At 60.2% G+C, this 22,605-nt stretch carries 21 protein-coding genes; 9 read left to right on the forward strand and 12 right to left on the reverse strand.

The window, feature by feature from the left end; all coding sequences use genetic code 11:
- Positions 1–12 precede the first annotated feature (12 nt).
- Positions 13–858, reverse strand: a complete 846-nt coding sequence (locus B0E33_RS10500) for a LysR substrate-binding domain-containing protein (RefSeq protein ID WP_077291190.1) — start codon at positions 856–858, stop codon at positions 13–15.
- A 90-nt stretch (positions 859–948) separates the two neighbouring features.
- On the opposite strand from B0E33_RS10500, the gene B0E33_RS10505 reads away from it, so the two are divergent.
- Positions 949–1,971, forward strand: a complete 1,023-nt coding sequence (locus tag B0E33_RS10505; protein WP_077291191.1) for a permease — start codon at positions 949–951, stop codon at positions 1,969–1,971.
- Positions 1,972–1,995: 24 nt separating this feature from the next.
- On the opposite strand, the gene B0E33_RS10510 is transcribed toward B0E33_RS10505, so the two are convergent.
- From B0E33_RS10510 to B0E33_RS10525, 4 genes are read right to left on the reverse strand one after another with little or no spacing between them, the layout of a single operon-like run.
- Complete coding sequence (locus B0E33_RS10510; protein ID WP_077291192.1) at positions 1,996–3,336, reverse strand: NAD(P)/FAD-dependent oxidoreductase; 1,341 nt, start codon at positions 3,334–3,336, stop codon at positions 1,996–1,998.
- The gene (locus tag B0E33_RS10515; protein WP_077291193.1) at positions 3,333–4,832 is read right to left on the reverse strand and encodes an aldehyde dehydrogenase; all 1,500 of its coding nucleotides are present in this window, start codon (positions 4,830–4,832) and stop codon (positions 3,333–3,335) included. Before B0E33_RS10515 ends, B0E33_RS10510 begins: the two co-directional genes overlap by 4 nt.
- Positions 4,833–4,834: 2 nt before the next feature.
- Positions 4,835–5,740: a dihydrodipicolinate synthase family protein gene (locus B0E33_RS10520; RefSeq protein ID WP_075283745.1), complete on the reverse strand. Its 906-nt coding sequence runs from the start codon at positions 5,738–5,740 to the stop codon at positions 4,835–4,837.
- A 25-nt stretch (positions 5,741–5,765) separates the two neighbouring features.
- Complete coding sequence (locus B0E33_RS10525) at positions 5,766–6,476, reverse strand: GntR family transcriptional regulator (RefSeq protein WP_031268723.1); 711 nt, start codon at positions 6,474–6,476, stop codon at positions 5,766–5,768.
- A 128-nt stretch (positions 6,477–6,604) separates the two neighbouring features.
- On the opposite strand from B0E33_RS10525, the gene B0E33_RS10530 reads away from it, so the two are divergent.
- The 7 genes from B0E33_RS10530 (at position 6,605) to B0E33_RS10560 (ending at position 13,960) form a co-directional block, all read left to right on the forward strand.
- Positions 6,605–7,582, forward strand: a complete 978-nt coding sequence (locus B0E33_RS10530; protein WP_077291194.1) for a GlxA family transcriptional regulator — start codon at positions 6,605–6,607, stop codon at positions 7,580–7,582.
- Positions 7,583–7,794: 212 nt separating this feature from the next.
- On the forward strand, positions 7,795–8,751 hold the full coding sequence (locus tag B0E33_RS10535; RefSeq protein ID WP_228148079.1) for a 3-oxoacyl-ACP synthase III family protein: 957 nt from the start codon (positions 7,795–7,797) through the stop codon (positions 8,749–8,751).
- Positions 8,752–8,753: 2 nt separating this feature from the next.
- Positions 8,754–9,740 (forward strand): NAD-dependent epimerase/dehydratase family protein, encoded by a 987-nt coding sequence (locus tag B0E33_RS10540; RefSeq protein WP_077291195.1) that lies wholly within the window; start codon positions 8,754–8,756, stop codon positions 9,738–9,740.
- Positions 9,741–9,745: 5 nt separating this feature from the next.
- A complete protein-coding gene (locus B0E33_RS10545) occupies positions 9,746–10,561 on the forward strand; it encodes an MBL fold metallo-hydrolase (protein ID WP_228148120.1) in 816 nt (271 codons plus the stop codon).
- A complete protein-coding gene (locus tag B0E33_RS10550; protein WP_077291197.1) occupies positions 10,558–11,829 on the forward strand; it encodes a CoF synthetase in 1,272 nt (423 codons plus the stop codon). Before B0E33_RS10545 ends, B0E33_RS10550 begins: the two co-directional genes overlap by 4 nt.
- Positions 11,826–12,974: a GNAT family N-acetyltransferase gene (locus B0E33_RS10555; protein WP_077291198.1), complete on the forward strand. Its 1,149-nt coding sequence runs from the start codon at positions 11,826–11,828 to the stop codon at positions 12,972–12,974. Before B0E33_RS10550 ends, B0E33_RS10555 begins: the two co-directional genes overlap by 4 nt.
- Positions 12,971–13,960: a Rieske 2Fe-2S domain-containing protein gene (locus tag B0E33_RS10560; RefSeq protein ID WP_077291199.1), complete on the forward strand. Its 990-nt coding sequence runs from the start codon at positions 12,971–12,973 to the stop codon at positions 13,958–13,960. The genes B0E33_RS10555 and B0E33_RS10560 overlap by 4 nt, the downstream gene beginning before the upstream one ends.
- Here the strand turns inward: B0E33_RS10560 and B0E33_RS10565 are convergent.
- The 7 genes from B0E33_RS10565 to B0E33_RS10595 form a co-directional block, all read right to left on the reverse strand.
- The gene (locus B0E33_RS10565; protein ID WP_077291200.1) at positions 13,945–15,129 is read right to left on the reverse strand and encodes an ATP-grasp domain-containing protein; all 1,185 of its coding nucleotides are present in this window, start codon (positions 15,127–15,129) and stop codon (positions 13,945–13,947) included. The two genes, B0E33_RS10560 and B0E33_RS10565, sit on opposite strands and share 16 nt — an antisense overlap.
- 48 nt (positions 15,130–15,177) lie before the next feature.
- The gene (locus tag B0E33_RS10570) at positions 15,178–15,873 is read right to left on the reverse strand and encodes a ribonuclease activity regulator RraA (protein ID WP_022999182.1); all 696 of its coding nucleotides are present in this window, start codon (positions 15,871–15,873) and stop codon (positions 15,178–15,180) included.
- A gap of 540 nt (positions 15,874–16,413) precedes the next feature.
- A complete protein-coding gene (locus tag B0E33_RS10575) occupies positions 16,414–16,752 on the reverse strand; it encodes a slr1659 superfamily regulator (protein ID WP_022999184.1) in 339 nt (112 codons plus the stop codon).
- Between the two features lie 31 nt (positions 16,753–16,783).
- Complete coding sequence (locus B0E33_RS10580) at positions 16,784–17,329, reverse strand: slr1658 superfamily regulator (protein ID WP_051990044.1); 546 nt, start codon at positions 17,327–17,329, stop codon at positions 16,784–16,786.
- 3 nt (positions 17,330–17,332) lie between these two features.
- Positions 17,333–19,717 carry a SpoIIE family protein phosphatase gene (locus B0E33_RS10585; protein WP_055657017.1) on the reverse strand — a complete coding sequence of 795 codons (2,385 nt, stop codon included), beginning with the start codon at positions 19,715–19,717 and terminating at the stop codon, positions 17,333–17,335.
- Positions 19,714–20,892, reverse strand: a complete 1,179-nt coding sequence (locus B0E33_RS10590) for a class I SAM-dependent methyltransferase (protein ID WP_022999187.1) — start codon at positions 20,890–20,892, stop codon at positions 19,714–19,716. Before B0E33_RS10590 ends, B0E33_RS10585 begins: the two co-directional genes overlap by 4 nt.
- Positions 20,889–21,410 carry a hypothetical protein gene (locus tag B0E33_RS10595; protein WP_077291201.1) on the reverse strand — a complete coding sequence of 174 codons (522 nt, stop codon included), beginning with the start codon at positions 21,408–21,410 and terminating at the stop codon, positions 20,889–20,891. The genes B0E33_RS10590 and B0E33_RS10595 overlap by 4 nt, the downstream gene beginning before the upstream one ends.
- Before the next feature lie 315 nt (positions 21,411–21,725).
- On the opposite strand from B0E33_RS10595, the gene B0E33_RS10600 reads away from it, so the two are divergent.
- Positions 21,726–22,586 (forward strand): PP2C family protein-serine/threonine phosphatase, encoded by an 861-nt coding sequence (locus B0E33_RS10600; protein WP_062491026.1) that lies wholly within the window; start codon positions 21,726–21,728, stop codon positions 22,584–22,586.
- Positions 22,587–22,605 lie beyond the last annotated feature (19 nt).

The following is a 22,605-nucleotide window of genomic DNA, read 5'->3' on the forward strand; positions in this document are numbered from 1 at the left end:
GCTTGGAGCGGTTCAAAATGCCTGCCGAATAGCGGACTTCATTGTCCTGACGAGATCCTGATTGGCGCTTGCTGCAACGCCGATGACAAGTTTCGACATGGGTGTCGAGGCAAACCCATGCTCGTTACCAAGCACCTTGAGGTGGCCCGCGAGAGTAGACCGACCCAGAAGTCCTATCGCAATACCCGCTTCCACGGCAGCCGTTACGCCCGCCACGCTCTGGCTTGAAAAGGCAATCCGGTAAGGCCTCCCTCTTGCCTCAAGCGACTTGAGGGCCGCCTCACGCCACCAGCAGGCGCTGTCGAAAAGGGCGACCGGAACCGGCTCTTCGGCCAGAAGATCCCGGTAACGCGACATTACCCAGCAGGTCGGGTCCTCGAAGACCACCTCTTCGTTCCTGCCGATCGTTTCAACCTCGTAGACGGCAAGATCCATCTTTCCCCTGGACAGCAGCTCCGGGAAATCGGTGCTGATCGTACAGGTTACCTCAAGCTCCACCTGCGGGTGCGATTGTGCGAAAGCAGACAAGATCTTCGCAAGCTTTGCCTGGCCATGATCGTCAGGAATGCCGAGGCGAAGCTTTCCGCGCAAACCGTCGGCGGTGATTTCCCTCAGGACGGCATCCAGCCGTTCTTTCACATCCCTTGCGACCGGCATCAGGCGCTGCCCGGTCTCCGTCAGTGTCACGCCTCGGCCGGTCCGCTCGAACAGATCCTGCCCGATCACCTCTTCAAGGCGCATGATCTGAAGACTGGTTGCCGATTGTGACCGGCCGATCAGGCGGGCACCTTCAGTGACGCTGCCCGTCCCGGCGACCGCCAGAAAGGTTCGGAGGAGTTCACTGTCGAGATTATTCATCCAATTTTTCAATATCTGACATTTAAGATATTCGTTTCACCAATACTTAGATCACGCCTAGTCTGAAGCCGTCAATCACTGGAGGCCTTCATGGAAGGACAGACGGCAACAGCCACGTTTTCTGGATCCCGAAAAATTGCCGCCGGAGCCGGAGCTGGCCTTCTCGCCGGGCTTGTCTGGCTGTGGCCGCAGTTCTTCAAACAGGGGATCCTGTTCACCGGACAGGGTCTCCTTCAAGTTGCCCCGCTCGTCGTGCCGGGCATAGCCCTCACGGCCTGGATCATGGCCAGCGGTGCCGACAGGATCATCGGCCGCGCGTTTGAAGGACGGCTCATGCGCGCGGTCCTCGTGGCGTCTGCCATGGGGGCGATTACGCCGGTCTGCGGGGTGACGATCCTGCCTCTGATGGCCGGGTTGCTGGCAGCCGGGGTTCCCCTTGCCCCGGTCATGGCGTTTTGGCTGTCCTCGCCGATTACCGATCCGGCCATGCTGGCGACTACGGCGGCGACCCTCGGTGTCGCCTTTGCAGTCGGCAAGACCGTGGCAGCCTTCGGTCTGGGTGTATTTGGCGGATCCGTCACAGCAGCGCTCACGCGTGAGCAAAGCGGTGAAGCGGCGCTGCGGTCTGGTGGGCTCGCCGCAAAATTGACGGCGCGGTGCTGTGACGGCGCGACATCGTTTGAACCGCGTGTCTGGCGCAACAGCAGCCGGCGCAAGGCCTTCGCGCGGCAGGCAGCAGCGACCACACGGCTGATCCTGATCTGCCTGATCCCGGCCTTCTTCGCCGAATATGCGCTGAATGCGGCTCTGACCCCGGGATCGCTGGCAGCCTATCTTGGCTCGAACACCTGGTGGGCCATACCCGCCGCCGTCTTCGTCGGCGCACCGGCCTATATCGACGGTTATGCGGCCTTGCCGCTGACCCGCGGTCTCATCGACAACGGCATGTCGCCCGGCGCGGCGATGGCGTTTCTGGTCTCCGGAGGTGTTGTCAGCATCTGGGAAGCGCTTGCGATATTCCCCGTACTGAAACTGCGCCCGTTTCTGCTTTACCTGGCGCTTGCCGTTACCGGCTCACTGATCTCGGGCTATGTGTTCGAATGGGTCTACTGACGCCCGGTCGGACTCTGGCCGGGTTCATTCCTCGGCCGCGCGCCATTCCTTCCAGCGTAGCACGGCATTGGCGCCTATTTCCCGGAATGGCTGTGGCGGCAGTTTTTTCGGCCGGGCTTCAGCACCGAAATGACAGGTGATGCTGCTGGTCTGTCCCAGCGCAAGATCAGCAGCGCCCATGCCGGTCAGGGTTCCGCGTGCGGTGCCGAGACCGTTTTGTACGCAACCGGAAAACACGTCCTGCTCCAGTTCTCGCATGACCGCGACACCATTCAGCGACAGGCAAAGGTGTCCTGCCCACTTGTATTCCATCTTCATCCCTGCCAACTGCGGAAACCGCCGGTCGAACTTGCGTTGCATGACACGGGCCGCACGTTCCACGCTTGCCGGTGTCAGCCGCATGTCGGGTTTCAAGACGGCGCGGGTTCTCGTAACGATCCTGTTTCCACCCTGACCGGTGTCGATCCGGCGCAAGGTCGTCCCCATCGGATCAGATGGCGTGATTCCCCAGCGGCTTTGGCCGCCAAGTTTCTTCAACGCCGCACCGTCCAGCTCGGGCGTCATGACGGCAAACAGGAACAGCTGCATCAGCCGGTCTCGTTCGAAACCGAAACTCTCCAGATGACCATTGACCGTGAGGATGACTTTTGCCGTTGAAACGGATCCGGATCGCGTTTCCACCTTCCAGCTTTCGCCTTCCCTGGTGAAAGACAGGACCGGGCTTTGCTCGAAAACCTGCACGCCTTCCCGCCGAAGTCCGGCGGCAAGTCCGCGGATATATCCGGCGGGCTGCAGCATGACGGTACCGGGGGTATAAAGCCCGCCAACGTAGTGCCTGCTACCGGTCAGGTCCGCCATCTGTTGCCGGTCGAGCAGCTCATATTTTTCACCGAGGCTCGTCAGATGGTCGGCATAACTGCGGTTATGATGATCGGCCTTGATGCTAGCCGCACCGTTGATCTTGCCTGCCGGATCAAAATAGTTCCTGTCGATCCCGTAGTCCTCGACCGCGCCACGCGCAAAGCCGATTGCCTCTCGATTGAGGGCGATCAGGGACTTGTCGTCACCGTTACCGGCATAATCCTCCGATGTCAGCTCATGCGGCAGGTCGATCATGAATCCGGAATTGCGTCCGGCCGATCCTTCCGCAACCCGGCAAGCGTCGAGCACGACAACCTTGAGATTTCGGTCTGACTGGAGCAGGCGCCGCGCCGCCGACAGACCGGCAAAACCGGCACCGATGATCGTGACATCCGCGCTGATCTGTTCGCTCAGCAGCTGCGCAGGCTGTTGTCTCGGCAGGATGGTGTTCCAGGCCGCCGGGCCTTGCAGGTTCGGCAGAGTGTCGGCGGCCCGTTTCGTCATCCGACGGCCTCGTCCTCGTCGTCGGACAGATCCAGCCAGATGGTCTTCAGCTGGGTGTACTGGTCGTGTGCCGCCAAACTGTTGTCCCGCCCGCCGAAACCGGACTGTTTGAACCCGCCGAACGGCGTGGTGATGTCGCCTTCGCCAAAGCAATTGACGGTCACGGTGCCGGCCCGGATCGCCCGGGCACCACGCAGCGCCTTTCTGGCGTTGCCGGTGAAGATCGAGGCGGCAAGGCCGTACTGTGTATCATTGGCCAGCGCGATGGCCTCATCGAAGCTTCTTACGGTCAGAACGCTCAAGACCGGACCGAAAATTTCCTCCCGCGCAATGGTGGACCCCGGATCGGTTTCCAGAACGGTCGGTTCGACGAAGGCGCCATCGCGGCTGCCGCCGCCCATCAACACCTTTGCGCCCTTGTCCAGATAGGAACTGACCTTGGCGAAATGATCGCTGGAGACGAGCGCACCGACACGATGCTCCGGATCAAGGGGATCTCCCATCGTCCATTCCCGCGCATGGGCCAGGATACGCTCCAGCAGCGCTTCCTTGATGTCTTCTTCCACGATCAGGCGGGAACTTGCCGAACAGTTCTCGCCCATGTTCCAGAACGCGCCATTGACGACGTGAGCAGCCACCCGGTCGAGATTTTCCGCGTCCTTCAGGACAACGCTCGGGTTCTTGCCGCCCATTTCCAGAACAACCTCCTTCAGGTTGCTGTCGGCGGCGTAGCGCAGGAACCGGCGGCCGGTTTCCGTCGAACCGGTGAAGGAGATCATGTCGACATCCATGTGCCGGCCAAGCGGTTCACCGACGTCCGGACCGGAGCCGGGAACGACATTGAAGACACCCCGCGGAATGCCGGCTTCCATGGCAAGTTCCGCGATGCGCAGGGCGGTGAGCGATGTTTCTTCGGCCGGCTTGACGATGACCGAACATCCCGCCGCCAGCGCCGGACCGATTTTCCAGGCGAGCATCAGCAGCGGAAAGTTCCAGGGCAGAACCAGCCCGACGACGCCAACCGGTTCGCGCACGATCATGGCGATGTGATCATCGGAGGCGGGCGAGACCTGATCGTAGATCTTGTCGATCGCCTCTGCGTGCCATTTCAGGCAATGGATCGTCTCGGGCACATCCACGATTTCGCAATCGTAGATCGTCTTGCCGCTGTCGAGGCTCTCCATCACGGCCAGCTCCCGCCGGTTGCGGGTGATGAGCTTGGCAAAGCGGATCAGCGTGTCCTTGCGGTCCGCCGGATGCAGCTTCGACCACCGGCCGTCCTCAAAGGCTTCCCGGGCCTTCAGCACGGCGAAATCGACATCCTCTGCACCACAGGCTGCCACGGAGGCAAGTGTCTCGCCGGTGGCGGGATTGACCGTCTCGAAGGTCTTGCCCGACGCCGCCGGGCGGTAAGAGCCGTCGATGAAGGCATTTGTCGGCAAGGTCAGGCCGGCAGCGAGCGCCTTGTATTCCTCGCGCGTCAGAAGGTCGGTCATGATCATTCTCCCGCCGTGATGTCTTGAATGGTGGATTTCAGAACCCGGACGACCTGGTCGAGCTGGCGCTTGTCGTCCTTGTTGAGCGCCTTCAACGGCGGGCGCGGCGGACCGGCATAGAGCCCGCTCATTTCCACCCCGTGCTTGACGCATTGAATGAACTTGCCGCCCTGTTCCAGCACGCGCATCAGCGGCATCATTGCCGACATGATCCGCCGCCCCTTGCTGAAATCCCCTTCGACGGCGCAGGCCCGGTAAAGGGCAACATGTTCTTCGGGCAGGAAATTCGAGCCGGCGCACACCCAGCTGCGTGCCCCCCAGGCGAAGAATTCCAGCGCCTGATCGTCCATGCCGCAGGACATCTGGATGTGCGGGTAGTCGCGTGCCAGAAGGTGGACGCGGTTGATGTCGCCAGAGCTTTCCTTGATGGCGCAGACATTGCGCGAACGGCCAACCCGGTCGAGGAATTCCTCGCCCATGTTCACCCCCATCCGTCCTGGATAGTTATAGAGCATGATCGGAAGATCGGCGGCCCGGTCGATGGTCAGGACATTGAGCGCGTTTTCCCGCTCCGTCGGCACCGAATAGGGCGGAGTTGCCACCAGAATGGCATCTGCACCGATCTCCGCGGCACCTTCCGCAAGCGCGATGGAATCCGGTGTCCTCATGGTTCCCGTTCCCACGATCAGCGGCAGGCGGCCTGCAAGTCTTTGCGCGGTAAAGCGCGCCAGTTCGAGACGTTCCTCAACGGTCTGGGCATAGTTTTCGCCCGTTGATCCACCGGAAATCAGGCCGTGCACACCACTGTCGACAAGATGGTCGACAACAGCGGCCAGGGCATCCCAGACCACGTTGCCTTCGCCGTCATAGGGCGTGACCACGGGCGTGTAGATGCCTTCGAACTTCATGATTGGGGTCATCGCGGTGTCTGCCTCATGCGGATTTGAGTTTGGGTGGGATGCCGAGCGGAGCTTCCAGGCCTTCAGGCATGACAAACAGTTCGATCTGGTCACGCGAGAGAGCCCAGTGCTCCAGCGCCAGTTCCGCGGCGCGGTTGTCGTCGCCCTGCTCGATCGCCTCGATCATCTCGTCATGCTGGCGGCCGGCCAGCTCGAGGCGATCTTCCTTCGCACCGGACTTGGGGCGGAAGAAGGTCATGCCGATCCGGGTATGGTCGATCAGCAACCGGTCAAGGCTCGCCAGCAGGTAGCTGTTGCCCGCCATGTGGCCGGTGATGCGGTGGAAACGGTCGTTGGTGAGTGCCCGTTCAATCACGTCGCCACTTGCCATGGCGGCCCGGAATTCTTTCTGAGCCTGACGCAGTTCCTCGATCTGTGCCGGCGTCGCGTTCTGCGCGGCGAGCCGAAGCACGGCGCTGTAGATCAGCGGTGCGGCAAGGAAGAAGTCCCGCAGCGTGTAGTGGGTCATGTCGGAAACGCGCGCACCCCGATTGAGCTGCAGCGTGACATAGCCTTCACCCGCCAGCTGCTGCAGCACCTCGCGCAAAGGGGTCCGGGAGAGGCCGTAGAGATCACACAGATCGGTTTCTTCCAGCGGGCTGCCGGGCTTGCGCTCCAACGTCAAGATCGCACGTTTCAGATCCTCATAGGCATTCGACTTTGCCGTGCCGCGTACAGGGGGCATGTGACGCTCCATTCCGAATTCAGTTGACTCGTTTGTATACATGATGTGTACAATATCAACACAATAATAATACATGCGCCCGAAAGGCCCTGATCGGCCAGAGGCGACAGAGGCCGGAGAAAAGCGACATGTCCCGAACCACTGACGTCACCTTCCTGTTGCTTGAAGATTTTTCGCATATCGCCTTCGCTTGCGCGGTGGAGCCGCTGCGTATCGCCAACCTGCTTCAGGGAGAGGAAATCTACCGGTGGCGACTGGCTTCACCCGATGGTCGAAGGGCGGTCTGCTCCAACGGAACCGTGACGCTGGTGGATCAGGGCCTCGGTCCGTTGCCCACGCGCTCCAGCCTGTTCCTGATCTCCGGTCAGAATGTCGGCGACCGGGCGGCGCCGGAGGTGCTGAGCTTCCTGCGGCGCGAGCGTGCCCGGGGCACCCAGATCGGTGCGATCTGTTCGGGCGCCTATATTCTTGCCAAGGCTGGCCTGTTGAACGACCGCCGCGCAGCCATTCACTGGTCGTTCCACGACAGTTTCGAGGAAACCTTTCCGGACGTGCAGTTGTGCAAGAATGTCTTCGTCACGGACGAGGCCTTCGTCACCGCATCCGGCGGCACCGCGGCGACCGACATGATGCTGCACCTGATCGGCGAAGCCCACGGTACGGACCTGGCGGTCGCGATTGCGGACATGATGGTCTATTCCGGTGTTCGGCCTGCCAACGCGGCCCAGCAGATTTCGCTACAGGCGCGGCACGGAATCCGGAACCCGCATATTGCCGAGGCAATTCGTCTGTTGAACGAAAGCGCACCCTATTACCTGCCGACATCCGAGATCGCCCGGAAGATCGGCATTTCCACCCGGCAGCTTGAGCGGTTGTTCCAGAAACACCTGAAGGTGTCGCCGAAACGATTTGCCATAGACCAGAAGCTCACGCGTGCCCGCAATCTTCTGCTGCAGACCGAACGGTCCGTGTCTGAGATCGCCCTGGCCTGCGGCTACGAATCCGCTTCGCATTTCATCCGCACCTATCAAAACAGGTTCGGCGTGACACCGCACAATCAGCGTCTTTGCTCCACGGGTACACAGGCTGCGTTTCAAAGGGCATGACCGGGTCCTGGGGCTGCGATCTGCCCGCGTATTGAAACGCGGCCCCTATTCCTGGAAAGCCGGTTCCGGCTTCTCCGCCTGGTCCAATGCCCCATCCTCCTTGCGTGTCTTCGGCCCGTGACTTAGATCCTTGTCTGAAGCCGGTCCGGACCGGAGCCCAAACGGAGGCCGCATCCATTCTTCCCGTCAGAATTGCAGGCACTGGACATGCCTTGCCTGCAAAGTCCGTCACCTCGGAAACCCTCGATCTTCAGCTGGGCTTTCCTGCCGGACATCTTCAAAAACTGTCCGGCGTTTCAAGCCGGTTTGTCGCAGCAGAGGAAAGCCAGATAGATCTGGCGGTTGCGGCTTGCCAAGCCGCGCTTGAAAAGGCAGGCCAAACGCCTCGGGACGTCGACCTCGTCCTCGGTGCGTGCGGAATTCCCTACCAGACCCTGCCGGCAACCGCGCCGCTGGTGATGCAGAGACTGGGTTTTGCCGATGGCACGGCGGCGGCCTACGACGTCAATGCGACTTGTCTTTCCTTCCTGACCGCTTTCGAGCTTGCCGCCAACAAACTTGCGCTGGGGCAAGCAACGTCGGTGCTGGTGTTTGCTGCGGACATCGCCTCGCGCGCACTGCCCTGGGAAGACCAGCCCGATGTTGCCGCCCTGTTCGGCGACGGAGCGGCTGCAGCAGTCCTGACGACAGGAGCCGATGATGGCCCGGGCATTGCGGCCTCGCTGCTGCGAACCTACCACTCCGCCTACGCCGCATGCGAGATCGGGGCCGGAGGCACTCGGTTCGATTTTCACAAGGACCGCGAGGCCTTCGCCCGGCATGCCGTGTTTCACATGGACGGCAAGGACCTCTTCCGTGTCACGCACAAGCACTTTCCGCAGTTCGTCGACCAGTTGCTGTCGAAAGCCGGATGGGCCCGGCAGGATATCGACCTCGTCGTTCCCCACCAGGCAAGCCCGCTCGCGCTGGAGCACATGATCCGGGAAACCGGCATGGAGCGCAGCCGGGTGGTCGACATCGGCTGCACCCACGGCAACCAGATTGCAGCATCGCTGCCAACCGCGCTCGACATTGCCTGGCGCCAGGGCCGGATCGAACCCGGCATGCGCGTGCTGTTGCTCGGGACATCGGCCGGTGTGACCTTCGGCGGCATGGCCCTTGAGGTTTGACCATGGGGCGCTTGCTGATCACTGGAGCAACGGGATTTCTGGGCGGAGCCCTGATCCGTCATTTGCGCGCCAAAGGCTCCAACCCGATCGCTCTCGGCCGCAGCGAGTTGCAGTGTCAGCACCTTGAGGCCGAGGGCTTCGACGTCGTTCGCATGGATCTTTCCAACCCCTGCGACAAGGATCAGATCGCGCCTCTTGGTCCGGTCGACGCCATAGTGCATTGCGCGGCGCTCTCCGCGCCCTGGGGACCACGAAGCGCCTTCGTGGCGGCGAATGTCACCGGGACAAAACACCTGCTTGATCTCGCGGAAAAGCTTGGCGTGCGGCGGTTCGTCAACATTTCCTCGCCCACCGTCTATTTCGAGATGAAGGACAAGGAGAACGTGCGGGAAGATGCGCTGTTGCCGCCGCCCATCAACGCTTATGCGGCGACAAAGGCCGAGGCCGAACGGCTGGTGCTGACCCGCGCCGACCTTGGCCCGATCAACCTGCGTCCACGCGGCCTTTATGGTGCGGGGGACACGACACTTCTGCCCCGTTTGCTCGCCGCAGCCCAGAAGCGGCCCTTGCCGGTTTTCCGGAATGGAGCTGCCTCCATCGACCTGACCCATGTTGATGATCTGCTCTCAGCCGTCGAGACGGCCCTTGAAGCCTCTCCGGAATGCGAAGGCGAGACGTTCAACATTTCCGGAGGCGAACCTTTGCCGGTGCGTTTCATTGTCGAGCGTGTCTGTGCCGCCAAGGGCATTCCGGTTCGCTGGCAGAACCGCTCTCTGGCCCCGGCTGTCCTGGTGGCCAGGCTTCTGGAGACGGCAAGTCTGCTTGTGCCTGGCGCCGGCGAACCTCTGGCGACACCCTATACGCTCGGCCTCTTCGCCTTCCGGCAGAGCCTCGACATTTCCAAGGTGGAGCGGTTGCTGGGCTGGCGACCGCAGATCGACTTCGAAAGCGGTCTTGCAAAAACACTTGTCGAAGGGAACGCCCGTTGACCCCGGTGTTTGCAAACAGCGCTTTTGTTTCCGCGCCTGAGCGGTTGGTGGTCCGTAGTGGTGGGCGTCACCCGCTTCGCTTCAAGGTACGCTACGGGGTTCACCAGCACCCGACCGCCGGACTGGTGCTGATCGATACAGGTTACGGTCCCCGGGTCACGGAAGGTTCTGGGCGCAGTCTGCCGCTTCGGATCTATGCCAGTCTGCTCCGGCCGACGCTGATCGAAGAGCATCAGCCCACCCGTGTGCTTGATCGCCTGGGCGCAAGCACAGCAGATGTTGCAGCCATCGTGCTGACCCATTTTCACGCCGATCATGTTGCCGCGCTTCACCTATTCCCGAAGGCGAGGATCTATGCGAAGGCAGCAGTGCACGCTCGTATCGAGGCGCGCTCAAGGTTTTCCAATCTGCGCCACGGCGTCTTTAACGAGTTGCTGCCGCAGGATCTCTCCAGCCGGATCGTCGATATCGATAAACTCTCGGTCAAGCCCGCTCCCAATGGACTTGGCGAAGGGGCTGATCTCTTTGGGGATGGCGAGACGCTGGCCGTCAATCTGCCCGGTCATGCGGAAGGCCATTTCGGCATTTGCTTTGCCGCACAGCCGGTGCCATTGCTTTATGCGGTCGATACCCAGTGGTGTACAGCAGCGCTTGATCCCGGCAAGGCCCCCGGACTGCCCGCGGCTCTTGTCGCTTCGGATCGCCGGGCACTTGCCGCAAGCAGCCGCCGGGTTGCCGCCTTCCGGGAGCAGTGCGGCGATGTTCTGCTGTGCCACGATCCGTCCGACAGTCCATACGATTTGCCGGAGGTCCCGCAATGAACAGGCGTTTTCAGACTGGCATTGCCTTTGCCGAAACGCTCTGGACCGGCCGCAGTGGCCGATCTCGAAAGGCTTTCGAGGACTGGCAGAAACGTCGACTGGATGGCTGGTTGCGCCGGTCGCTTCCCAAGGTCGATTTCTACCGCGACGCGCCGCCGCGCCTCGACAAACTGCCGGTGATCGACAAAGCCATCGTGATGAGCCGGTTCGAAGCCTTCAACAGGGCCCGGATCTCCGCCGAGACCGGGTGGCAGGCATTGGAGGCGGGCGGCGAGATCGACGGGATCAACATCGGAGCCAGTACGGGCACCAGCGGCAACCGCGGCCTCTATGCCATTACCGCACCGGAGCGGTTCCGCTGGCTCGGCACCATTCTGGCCAAGACCTTACCCCGCTTTCTCTGGCATCCGGAACGGGTTGCGATCATCCTGCCGCAGTCCTCCTCGCTTTACGAAAGCCCGGCCAGACTACGGCAACTGCACTTGCGGTTCTTCGATCTGCGCCATGGCATCGCTTCCTGGCTGGACGAACTGGAAACCTTCAACCCGACGACCATCGTCGCGCCGCCGAGGGTGTTGCGGTACCTGGCGGAAACGTCAGGCCGACTTGCCCCTCGCAAGCTATATGCAGGTGCGGAAACGCTCGACCCGATCGACCGGGTCGTTGTCGAAAAGAGGTTCGGCATTCTCCTCGGGCAGATCTACATGGCAACCGAAGGCCTTTTCGCCGTGACGTGTGCTCATGGCCGCCTGCATCTTGCCGAGGACGCCAATTTTTTCGAGTTCGAGCCGGTCGCAAACGATCTCGTCACTCCGTTGGTGACAGGCTTTCGCCGCGATTTCCAGATCATGGCGCGATACCGGATGAACGATCTCCTGCGCCTGTCGTCGACGCCATGCTCCTGTGGCTCGCCGCTTCAGACGGTTGATGAAGTGATCGGACGGATGGACGATATCTTTCTCTTCACCAGCGAAGCGGGAACGGACGTACCGGTTACGCCCGACATCCTGCGCAATTCGGTTCTGGATGCCTCGCGCGAGATATCCGATTTTCGCCTTGTGCAGGAAGCAGATGGATCGGTGACCCTGCAGCTCCCGCCGGAGGTGGCGGAGACGAGCGCTGAAGCGGCCCTTGCGGCACTTGGCAAAACCCTGAGCGCACTGGGCCTCTTACCTGCAATTTCGCTCCGCCGGGACAGGCTGCCCCTGGAAAGCACCCGCAAGCTGCGGCGGGTGGAAAGCCGGTTTAGGCGGCAGGCTCAATCATGACCACAGCGCAGGAGACGGTCATGCGGGACACGTCGGCCAATGGAGGTGTGAGCAACACCCCCGAGACCGTTCATGCCTTCGTGCGTTTGTGCAACGACTTTGCCATGCCTGATCTTGTTGCCAACCTCACGACGCGTGTCAGCTCGCTGGAGATTGCAGGGCGGTGTTTTCCGGTGACGATCAACGAACCGAGCCGTCCGCCGACGTGTTACATCTGTTCACCAAGCGCTGCCTATATCGACTATGCAATCGAGGAAACGCGCAATTTCCTGAAGTCGCCACTGACCTACCATCTGGTACGACCGCTGATCCGGGCTTGTGCGCCGCTGATCGCGGCCAGCGGGCTTGATCGACAGGTGCAGGTGAACAACTGGCTGCTATCAACCAATCCAGTTCCGGAAATCGATGCAGCCGCAGCTCGCGAGATCGCCAGTACCCTTTCTCAGCGCCATCCGGAGCATGCCATTGTCATCCGCTCGCTCAATGACCGGGCGGACCGGTCATCGATGAACGCCCTCAGGCAAGCTGGGTTCAGGCTTCTGGCGGCGCGGCGGATCTATCTCTACTCCGGTGACCAAACACCAGGACGGCCGACGCAAAACCGCAGTTACGACACAAGGCTGATGCGACAGACGCCCTATCGGCTCGCGGAAAACGACAGCTTCGAGGGCTCGGATTTTGACCGTGCCGCGGAGCTCTACAAGATGCTCTATCTCGACAAGTACACACCGCTCAATCCGCAGTACACCGCAACCTACATCCGGGAATGCCACCGCAGAGGCCTGTTCCAACTGCTTGGTTATCGCGATGACAGCGGCCAGTTGGTGGCGGTAGCCGGTTTCTTTGCCAACGGCCGCACATTGACGCAGCCGCTGGTCGGATACGACACCCGCCTGCCGATGAAAGACGGGCTCTACCGGCTGGTCATGGCGGCAGGCCAGGACATTGCAGATCGGCACACTCTCTTTTTCAACATGAGCGCGGGCGCCGGCCACTTCAAACGGCTGCGCGGGGCAGAACCGGAAATCGAGTTCAACGCCGTCTATGCGGGCCATCTGCCCCGGCGCAGGCAACTGGCAGTGCGAAGCCTCGAAAAGCTTCTGTCGCGCATCGGCATTCCCCTTCTGGAGGCCTTCGACCTATGACTTCATCAAGGGATTTCTGGCAGGCCGCGGCGCTTGTAAAAGATTTGAAGCGCGGACCGTCCCGTGTCGAATTCGGCGGCGAACCTGTGGTGTTGTTCAAGAGCGCGTCCGGCATTTCGGCTCTGGCCGACCGTTGTCCGCACCGGCTGATGGAACTGTCGAAAGGAAAGGTCGTCGGAGGCGAGATCGAATGCCCCTATCACGGCTGGCGTTTTGACGGCGGCGGACGCTGCACCGCCATTCCGGGACACATGGGCGACGTGCCAGGGTACCGTATTCCCGGCCTCAAGACCTTCGTGAAGGACGGCGTGGTCTTTCTATCCAAAGGAGACCCCGCAGGTGAACCCTACCTGCACCCGATGGAAGGCAGAGAGATAGTGGTGCGCCTGGTGCGCAGCAGCACCAACTCGACATTGATCGATGCTGCCGAAAACATCCTCGATGCGACCCACACCCATTTCACCCACAAGGGACTGCTGCGTGGCCTCAGCAGCAAGCGGCATCGGGTTCGGGTCGATATCACCGGTGGGCCAGGCTGGGTCGAGGCGGTTTATACCGGGGAGGACCGGCAGCATGGCCTGATCAGCAGGCTGCTGGAAGCCGGGCGGGTGCGGACTGTCGGGCGATATCGTTTTCCCGGTATCGCCGAGCTGGAATATTGGGGCGAAAACGGCCTTGCACTGGCAACCACCTTCCATTTGCGGCAGGCGGCCGACGGACTTGTTGAAGGTATCGGTTGCCTGATCGGACCGAACGAGGGACTGCTCGACCGGGTCAAGTCCTGGATGTTTCAGCCGATGTTCCGCATAGCTCTGGAACAGGACCGCCGCGTGTTGAAATCCTCGCTTGAAAACGCGGCGCGCTTTCCGGACGCAAAACCTCTGATCGGACCGCTCGACTATTTGCGAAGGGACATCGCAGCAATTGAAGAAGGCGAGCTGCCAGATGCGGCAGTGTCCCCCAGAAGGGCCTACATCGAACTTTGATCCGGCCCGTTCCACTCGATGTCCCTCGTGGTGGCGCTTTGAAGACTGATCCGGTTGCGCATGGCTATGGTCGCGATTTCCAGCAAGGCAGGTATTTGAGCACGCCCCGGCGACGGATCGTCCGAGGTTCCGAGGATCTCCTCGGCCGCACCGAGAACCTCCCGGAAACGGGCAAAGTCTCGTGAGCGGAGCGCTGAAGGCAGACCGTAGACCCACATGGCCAGCCGCACGGCCTGATTGCCTGCTACGTCCGGCAAGACTTCGTCACCGCCTTGCAAAAGCGTGCGGACAAACCGGGCCGCGTCCTTGAAAAAATGCAGGCCGCTGGTCGCGCGCGGATTGCATTCCAGCGGGCGCACAGAGCCGTCTTCAAGGCGCATCAGGTCAAACGAAACCTGCCCGGTCCAACCGGTGTTCCCGACGAATGTTCCGATTAAAGCCCGAGTTGCCGGGTCCTTTACCGGTTCAAAACAGATCCCCGCGCCAGCACCGGCCCGGTATAGCGAACGGTATATCGACACTGCCAGCACCTTGCCGTCGCGCGCCAGGACGTAGGCACTGATCTCGTCTCCTTCCAACCGTTCCTGGGCAACCCAGGGCATTGCAGCGCTCGGCACCACTTGCTTCAACTTGCGGGACGCTGGCGACACAAGGACCTGACCGGCGAAGCGCGACCAGACGGGCTTGAACACAAGGCTGTCGGCCTGCTTGCCAAGGTTGGAGACATCTTCCCGAGACGTCAGCAGCCGTGTTTCGGGCACGGCAATCCCGAACCCTTCACACAGCTTGATGAAGTCATGCTTGTTGTGGGACGTCTGAAGCAGGTCGAGACCTGGCGCGAACAGTTCCGCCCCAAGGCCGCGCCTCTCTCGAATTGCCGCCAGGTAGAAGATCTCCTCGCAGGACGGGACAATCAGGGACGGCTTTTCGCGTTCGATCAGCGCCTCGAGCGCATCAGTGAAATCTTCCGGATGAAACCTTGGCGACGGCAGACGCTGATAGAGTGCGCAGGCACGACTTGCCCGGGAGACTGGGCGCGCGGGCATATCGGCCAGAACAACACGCCAACCAGCGGCATGAAACAGCCGGGCGTGATGCAGGGCAACAGGCGCGCGAGCACCCGTTATCAGAACAGTCTGGCCGGAAGAGGCATGGCAGCCGCGCTGCATCGTCGTCAGATTCCCTTATCGAATGCAGATCCCGGCATCCGACGCCCCTCAGCGTTCGGCTTCGTAGCGCGCTTTGGTTTCCTCGTTCATCGGGTAAAGGCCCGGCAGCTTCGCACCTGCGTCGACCTGCTCGACGATCCAGGCCTCCATGCGTTCCTGTTCCGGGGCTTCTTTCAGCACGTCATCAAGCGTGGCTGCTGGGATCACAACCGCACCATCGCCGTCTGCCACAATGATATCGCCCGGAATGATCGCAACACCGCCGCAGCCGATGGTTTCCTGCCAGCCGACGAAGGTTAGACCGGCCACCGAAGGCGGAGCCGAGACACCGCTGCACCAGACCGGCAGATCCGACGCCAGCACACCGGCCAGATCGCGCACTGTGCCGTCTGTGACCATGCCAGCGACATTGCGTTTGCGCATACGGGCACACAGGATATCGCCGAAGACGCCGGCGTCGCGGATGCCCATCGCATCGATGACCGCGACGCATCCTTCCGGCATCTCCTCGATGGCCGCACGTGTTGAAATGGGAGAGCCCCAGGACGCGGGCGTTGCCAGGTCCTCACGCGCAGGCACGAAACGAAGGGTAAATGCCGGCCCGACGATCCGAGGTCTGGAGCGATCGAGCGGCATAGCCCCGCGGATCCAGACGTTGCGCAGTCCCTTTTTCAGAAGGATCGTGGTGAGTGTCGCCGTGCTGACGGATTTCAGGATTTCGACGGCTTCAGCGGACAGGGTCATTAAGGCCTCCGGAAGATGGCGCTGACAAGAAGCAGCAGGACAGAAACGATATCCAAAAAGCGATGCCGCCAGTCCTGCCAAGGGTGGGCTGCCCGCGGCACGGGAGCCGGCGGATCAATCCGCATATTCCGCCGGATCGCATTGCCGGCCAAGGGATTTTTGAAACGGGAAAGTCAGGAACCGGCCTGGCGGATTACGAGCGGTGGAAAGCCTTGCACCGCAGCGACAGGAACTTCATGGCCTGAGGCTCTGAGCAGGATTGCAGACCCTGCCCGATCGCTTGACCGGCGCTTTGCAGGCAACCTTCATGGCGCTGATAGCGCCAGCTGCGGCCTGCGCCGTGATCAGGATGGCCTTGCCGAAATCTTCTCTATCAAGTCCGGGAGACTGGCGGGACGGCTGAAAGCCTGTTGCAACGAGGACGGATATTAGGCCTGCGACATGCGCAATTCATCCGGCCTTCTTGAAACCGAGGCCGGAAGTCTGCGGGCATTTCCGTTGCGCTTGCATCAGCACGTCCTCACGCGCCTGTGTGCGGGATCAGGAAATCGTCAGTTCAAGCGCCGGGTGCAGACGCTGCAGGTTGCGGAGTGATTTCGACTGCCAGGGAATGGACTTGGAGCCCAGAACCCGAACGCCGACTTCCGGCTGCTTTCTGATTTCGATCGTGAACTTTGCGAGCAGGTTGATGCCGGAGCTGTTCAGGAATTCCAGGCTTGTCAGGTCCATGGTGATGAGTTCCGGCTTGGCCGCCAGAACGGAATTCATGATGTCCAGAATAGGTGCGTAGGCATCTGTTCCTGAAAGCCGCATCGTTCCTTCGTAGTGGATGGCGGAGCCTTCAGTCCAAACGCGGTAATCGTTCGTGCTGATTTCCATTGTGATTTCTTCCTTTGGAATATGTCAGCGATCAGGAAAGTCGCAAAGAAGCATATGTCGTCAACTCAACGCCTTCACTTACACGCTCAGACGCGAAAGACCAGCCCAATTTGGCCTCGTAGTCGCTCATAAGTGTGAGCAAACCCAGGCCTGAGCCGGAGGAGTCCGGGTTGAGGGCGTTCTCCTCGATACGTTCCAGGAGCAGCTCTCCCGGTTCGCGGTCGAGCAGGGCTTTCAGGTGACCCTGAAACTTGACGGCCGTTTCCTGGTCGATCCGGTTCACGATCCGGATTTCAAACGTCTGTTCTTCCAGCGAGCTGTGAATCGCGATGTCGCCGCCGTGACGGAACTTGATCGCATTTTCCAGAATCTCGTTGATCATGTAACTGATGCTGTGGCGCGCATCGACAGGATCAATGCCTTTGCCGCAAGCCCTGCTGAAATATTCCCCGATAAAATCCGATGTCAGGCCGCAATGATGCCAGCTCAGCTCCAGCGGCTCTGCCATCAGCGTGAGACAAAATTGTCTCGCGTCTCCGCCGTTCAAAGCAGCCGTCTCTCCAAAATCCTCGACCATGCCTTACCTATGCTTCAAGACAACAAGAGTGATGTCATCAAATACCTTGTAGTCGCCGATATGCGACTTCACATCATTAATGACCGCTGCGGCAATACCTTTAGCGGATTTTTCGCGATTTTCATGGGCGCTCTGGGCAAGCCGGTCGAGGCCATACATCTCGCCCTTCGCATTTTCCGCTTCCGTGATCCCGTCCGTATGCAGGATCAGGATGTCGTCGGGTCCGAACGCAAGATCCAGTGTGGCCACGAAGGGTGAAATATCGGCCTCGAGCCCGACCGGGAAACCGAGATCCATCGTGTCGATCCGCTCGGTTTCGCCATTGGCACGAATGATCAGCACTTCCTCGTGCTGGCCGGACAAGGTGACCTGTCCGTCCTCATAGTCGACGAAGGCAAGGGTCAGGTGCTTGTCGGAATTGGTACGGGTGATGTTCTTGTAGACAGCGCGGTTGAGCACATCCAGGAAGGCAATCGGGTCCTTGTCCCCCTTCTCCTGAAGGGCACGGGCAACCGACTGCACCATGAGCATCAACACGCCGCTTTCCAGGCCGTGGCCGGTCACGTCGCCGATTCCGACCTTGATGCGGCTGCCGTCGAACAGGACGTCGTAGTAATCGCCGCCGACTTCGTCTGCCGGTTCCATGAAGGCGGCAATCTCGATCTGCGGGATGACTTCCAGTTCGCTCAGCCGGGGCAGAACCATTTCCTGAATGCGCTTGGCGACATCCAGCTCGGCCCCGAGGCGCAGGTTTTCCGATTTCAGCCGCTTGTTGAGCTCGCCAATCTCGTGGTTCGCGGTTTCCAGCTTCCTTGTCCGCTCCTCGACGAGATTTTCAAGGTTCTCCGTGTGATAGCTGATCTCTTCCGCCATCCGGTTAAACGCAAGCCCCACGGCCGCAACCTCGTCTCGGGTCGGAATAGCAACGCGAACCGAATAGTCCTTGTTCTGCAGCGCGCGCGCCGCGGCCGCCAGTTGCGACAAGCCCTTGGTGATACGGCCGGAAATGGCATAGACCGCAACGAACACCACGAAGATACTGACGCAGAAGGCGATCAGCTGGTAGTTCAGGATGCGGGCCGTCGCTTCGGAGATGTTGTTGGTGGCATCGATCAGCGACTGGTAGATCTCGCGTTCCGAAACGACAAAGCCCAGCGTCATCGTTTCCGAGGTGATGCCGGTTCCATCCCACAGGTTGGTTGGGTTGAGCTGCTTGAGGACCAGAAGATAGGGAACCTCTTCACCGTCATTTTCAAGAAAGATGTGCTTGATGACGGTCTCGTCCTTGGCACTGAGTTCAAGAGACGAGATGGCGGGCTGGCTGCTTTCCTTGAGGTTCCGGTTCACGCCGGTAACACCCTGGCCGCTGACGTCGCTCGAAACCAGACCCAGTGTGGCCTCGCCGGCTTTCGGCGTTGCCACCACGTTGCCGTCGGACATCGTCAGGAAGCCGAAGCCGCTTTCCGAGATTTCAAGGCTTTCGACGAGCGAAGTGAGCTGTTCGAGCGTGATGTCGACCGCGACCATGCCCGCAACATCCTTGCGATCCTGCGTCCACAGGGGATGGAAGAAGCTGACGATCAGCTTGCCCGTGATCGCGTCGATGTAGGGAGCAGTGGTGACGATATTGGATTCAACCGGCTTGGAAGACGGATCCTTGATCCAGCCTTGCCAACCTTCGTAGACCCCGGGAAAGAAGAAATCCCAGAAGTTCGCGCCCTCGTTATGGCCGGGGTAAAGCAGGTCGAATGTCTGCGCCTGTTCCGAATAAGGGGTCGCGCGCATGATCGACGCGTCCTTGGGGCCGACATAATAGATCTGCAGCTTGGGAGCGCCTGTCGACATCATCGAAGGCCCGACAAGGCTGAGGAAGGAGCTGTTCTTCAGCTCATCTGCGGCCTTGGGAAGCGGGTTCTTGTCTTCATCGAGCAAGTAGCCCCAGACGCTGACTGCGGAAGGAACACCCTCGGTGTTCTGCGACCAGCCGCCTTTTTCGTCGTAGACCAGTCCGGAGGAAAACTCCGAACTGCCTTCAATCGTGTTGCCGACCGCTTCCTGGATATCCGGGTGGTCGATCAGCGTCTGCATCGACGAGGCAAGCGTCGCAAGTTCCGAATGAACACGCTCGATCAGAAGGTCGGCGCGGAACGCAGTCGTATCGATGTAGGTTTCCAGATAGTCTTCGGTCGCGGTGGTCAGGCCTTCACCGACCTGCTCCGTTGCATCCCTGGACAGTTTCTGCACGTTCCAGATGCCGATGCCACCGGCAAGCGCCAGATCGAACAGCACCGCCACGCCGACGACAAGAATGAACTTGGCGCGAAAGCTTCGCAGGGAAAAGCGACCTATCTGCTTTTCACTCTGAGGGCTCTTTACCGGTGCATTCATAGCGGCTTACGCCCCGACGCAACCCAGATCGGCCAACCCGCATACCCCTTGGGGTGGAGCGCTGCGAAAATATGATCATCAAAACCCTTGGCGAAGCGTTCGATGAACTCGGGGCTGTCGCCGCGTTCCTGCGCCATTTTGCCGGCAAAGAGATTTTTCCATGAGGCAATGACGTCTGCGAAATCCTGCGGGTCGCCGTCGGTGTTGGTGACCATGAAGGAGCCTATGGTGACGTTTTCAAAACCACCGTCGATCAGGAGGCGCCGGCATTTCGGGCCGATTTCGATATCCATATCGAAATGGTGCCAGAGTTTGGCGACCTCGTTATAGGTCCACTGGATAGACTCCGATCTCGGTTCGCCGAGGCAATGGGAGTTCTTTTCGTTGGTCACGTAAATGCGGCCGCCCGGCTTGCAGATACGATAGAGCTCCTTGAGGATCAGTTCCGGCTGATCGAACACCTGCAGGGAATGTCGGCAGGTCACGAAGTCGAACTGATTGTCCTCCAGCAGCATGTCCGCGGCATCGCCAAAGACATAATCAATGCCCTTGATGCCGAAGTCGGCGGCGACGCGGCGAGCGTAGTCGAGGCTGGATCTGGAATGGTCCAGCGCGACAAGCCGGTCCGGCTCGAACTCCTTTTGCAGGAGCACGGCGAAATCGCCGATGCCGCAGCAAATATCGGCCACCTGCATCCCTGGCTTCAGGCCGTGGCGGCGAAGGAGTTCCTTCTCATGGCGCCAGGTAAGCTTGGTCTGTGTCCGCAGGACATGGATGAATTCACTGTCCTCGACGAAGGACTGTCCCGGGTAGAATTCGTTGTCGTATTCGCTGACGGTGATCTTGTCGGACATCGTCTCCAGCACAGCGAACTTGCGCGTTGCCCAGCCGACGACACTCGACGTCGTCACATGAACGCTCAGATCACTGCGGTTGCGCACAAGATCCAGGATCTTGCCGGCAAATGCGTGGAAGGCGACGTTGTTCATGCGCACCAGGCGCCTGACGTTGACGTAGAATTTTCCGCTCACCTTGGCGACGGACTGTTCCATCGCGGAAAAGCAGCCATGCAGTTCCTCGGCCCGCTGGGGGCGCAAGCTGCCATGGAGCGAGAACTCCTGATCGTTCTCGTTGAAGGTCCATTGAAAGGCCTGTGTCATATTATCAGCGATCATTCTGTGTCGTCCTCAAGCACGAGCTCTGCAACCAGGCTCATGCGGCCGTCTTCGCTCCGTCCGATGGCGAGCCGGGCGCCGTAGTCGACTCCGAGTTCCAGGAGCCCCAGGCTCGCATCCGGTTCGGCGTCGGCAAACAGCGCTTCCAGATAAAGCGTTTCGGCGTCCTCGCCGTTGACCTTCGCAATGGCGGTCTCGTAGATCTTGTAGGTTTGTTCGTCCGCAGGGAAAGTCAGTTCGATCCTGTCGACATTGCCGTCACGCTGAACCGCGCATTGCAGTTTGCCGCCTGAGCCGTGCGTGCGGTACACCGCTTCCAGCAGCTCGTTCAAAGCCGACGAATAGAGATTGGAAAACAGGAGCGAATCCAGCCGGTTGTGGCTGACCATCCGGGCAATGTATCCCGACATGAGATCGCAATGGGTCCAGTCGGTGCAAAAATCCTTGATGTCCAAATCCAGGTGAATCATCTGCGGCAGACCGGAATTTGATGATATGCCTTCAGAAGGTGCCTGCATTTTTATTCCCCCGCTGGCGTGGTCAATTGCACCTCAAAGCGATGCACTTCTGTTATACGAGAAAGCTGGAAATTTTGGCCGATTGGACTCGTGTCATCGATAATTCATGTATTTAACAATACGGTGTCGCTCATTGCCAAGGATATATCAACCGCGATTGCTCCAATGTTTTCTGCTTCATTAACATAGCAGCAGAACTCTAAACTTTGGGTTTCCACCGCGCGTCCGTAAAGGCATCATATTTACAACATGACAAGCACCAGTAATTTTGGCGCCGCTGCCCAACCAGACACTTCCGCTGGCGAACTCGCGCGAGTGCGCAGAGAACTTGAGGAATTGCGCGCTGAACATGACGACCTCAAGCTGCTTTACGAGGCAACGATCGAACATGGCGAGGCCGTGGAAGACCAGTTGGCCGAATACAACATCCTGCTAACGCGCACCCAGGAGCGCCTGGAAGCGGAGCTTCGTGATGCCGGCAATTATGTTTATTCCATCCTGCCGGAAAGGCGTCCCGAAGCCCCGAAAGCGGACTGGCTTCTGGTGCCGTCGACCGAACTCGGCGGTGATTCGTTCGGATATCACGACCTCGACGACGATCATTTCGCAATTTACCTGATCGACGTCTGTGGCCATGGTGTCGGGGCCGCATTGCTGTCTGTCGCGATCATCAACGTGCTGCGCTCGAATGCGCTTGGGGGCACCGATTTTCGTGACCCGGCAAATGTTCTTGCCAAACTGAACAATGCCTTTCCGATGGAACGGCAGAACAACATGTTCTTCACCATCTGGTATGGCGTCTACCGGCGCTCGACCCGGCAACTGGCCTATGCCTCCGGCGGCCACCCTGCTGCCATTCTCATGCGGCCTTCGGCATCGGGGCTGGACGTCATCGGCCTCGGAACGCCGGAAGGCATGGTTATCGGCGCCATCCCAGATATGGAATTCGATGGCGGTACATTCGACATTCGCCCGGGCGACCGATTGCTCGTCATCAGCGACGGCACCTACGAAATCGAGGATGCGGATGGCCGGACACTGACCTGGGCCGAGCTCGCGGACAAATCGAAATCCGTGGACGGAACCGTCCCTCAAGCCATCTACGACTGGCTGGCCACATTCCACGACAATGCGCCCCTGCCGGACGATTTCTCCATGATGGAATTTGCCTTCTGAGGGAACCGCCTTGCAGCAA

It is taken from the genome of Roseibium algicola (assembly GCF_001999245.1).
Classification (GTDB): domain Bacteria; phylum Pseudomonadota; class Alphaproteobacteria; order Rhizobiales; family Stappiaceae; genus Roseibium; species Roseibium algicola.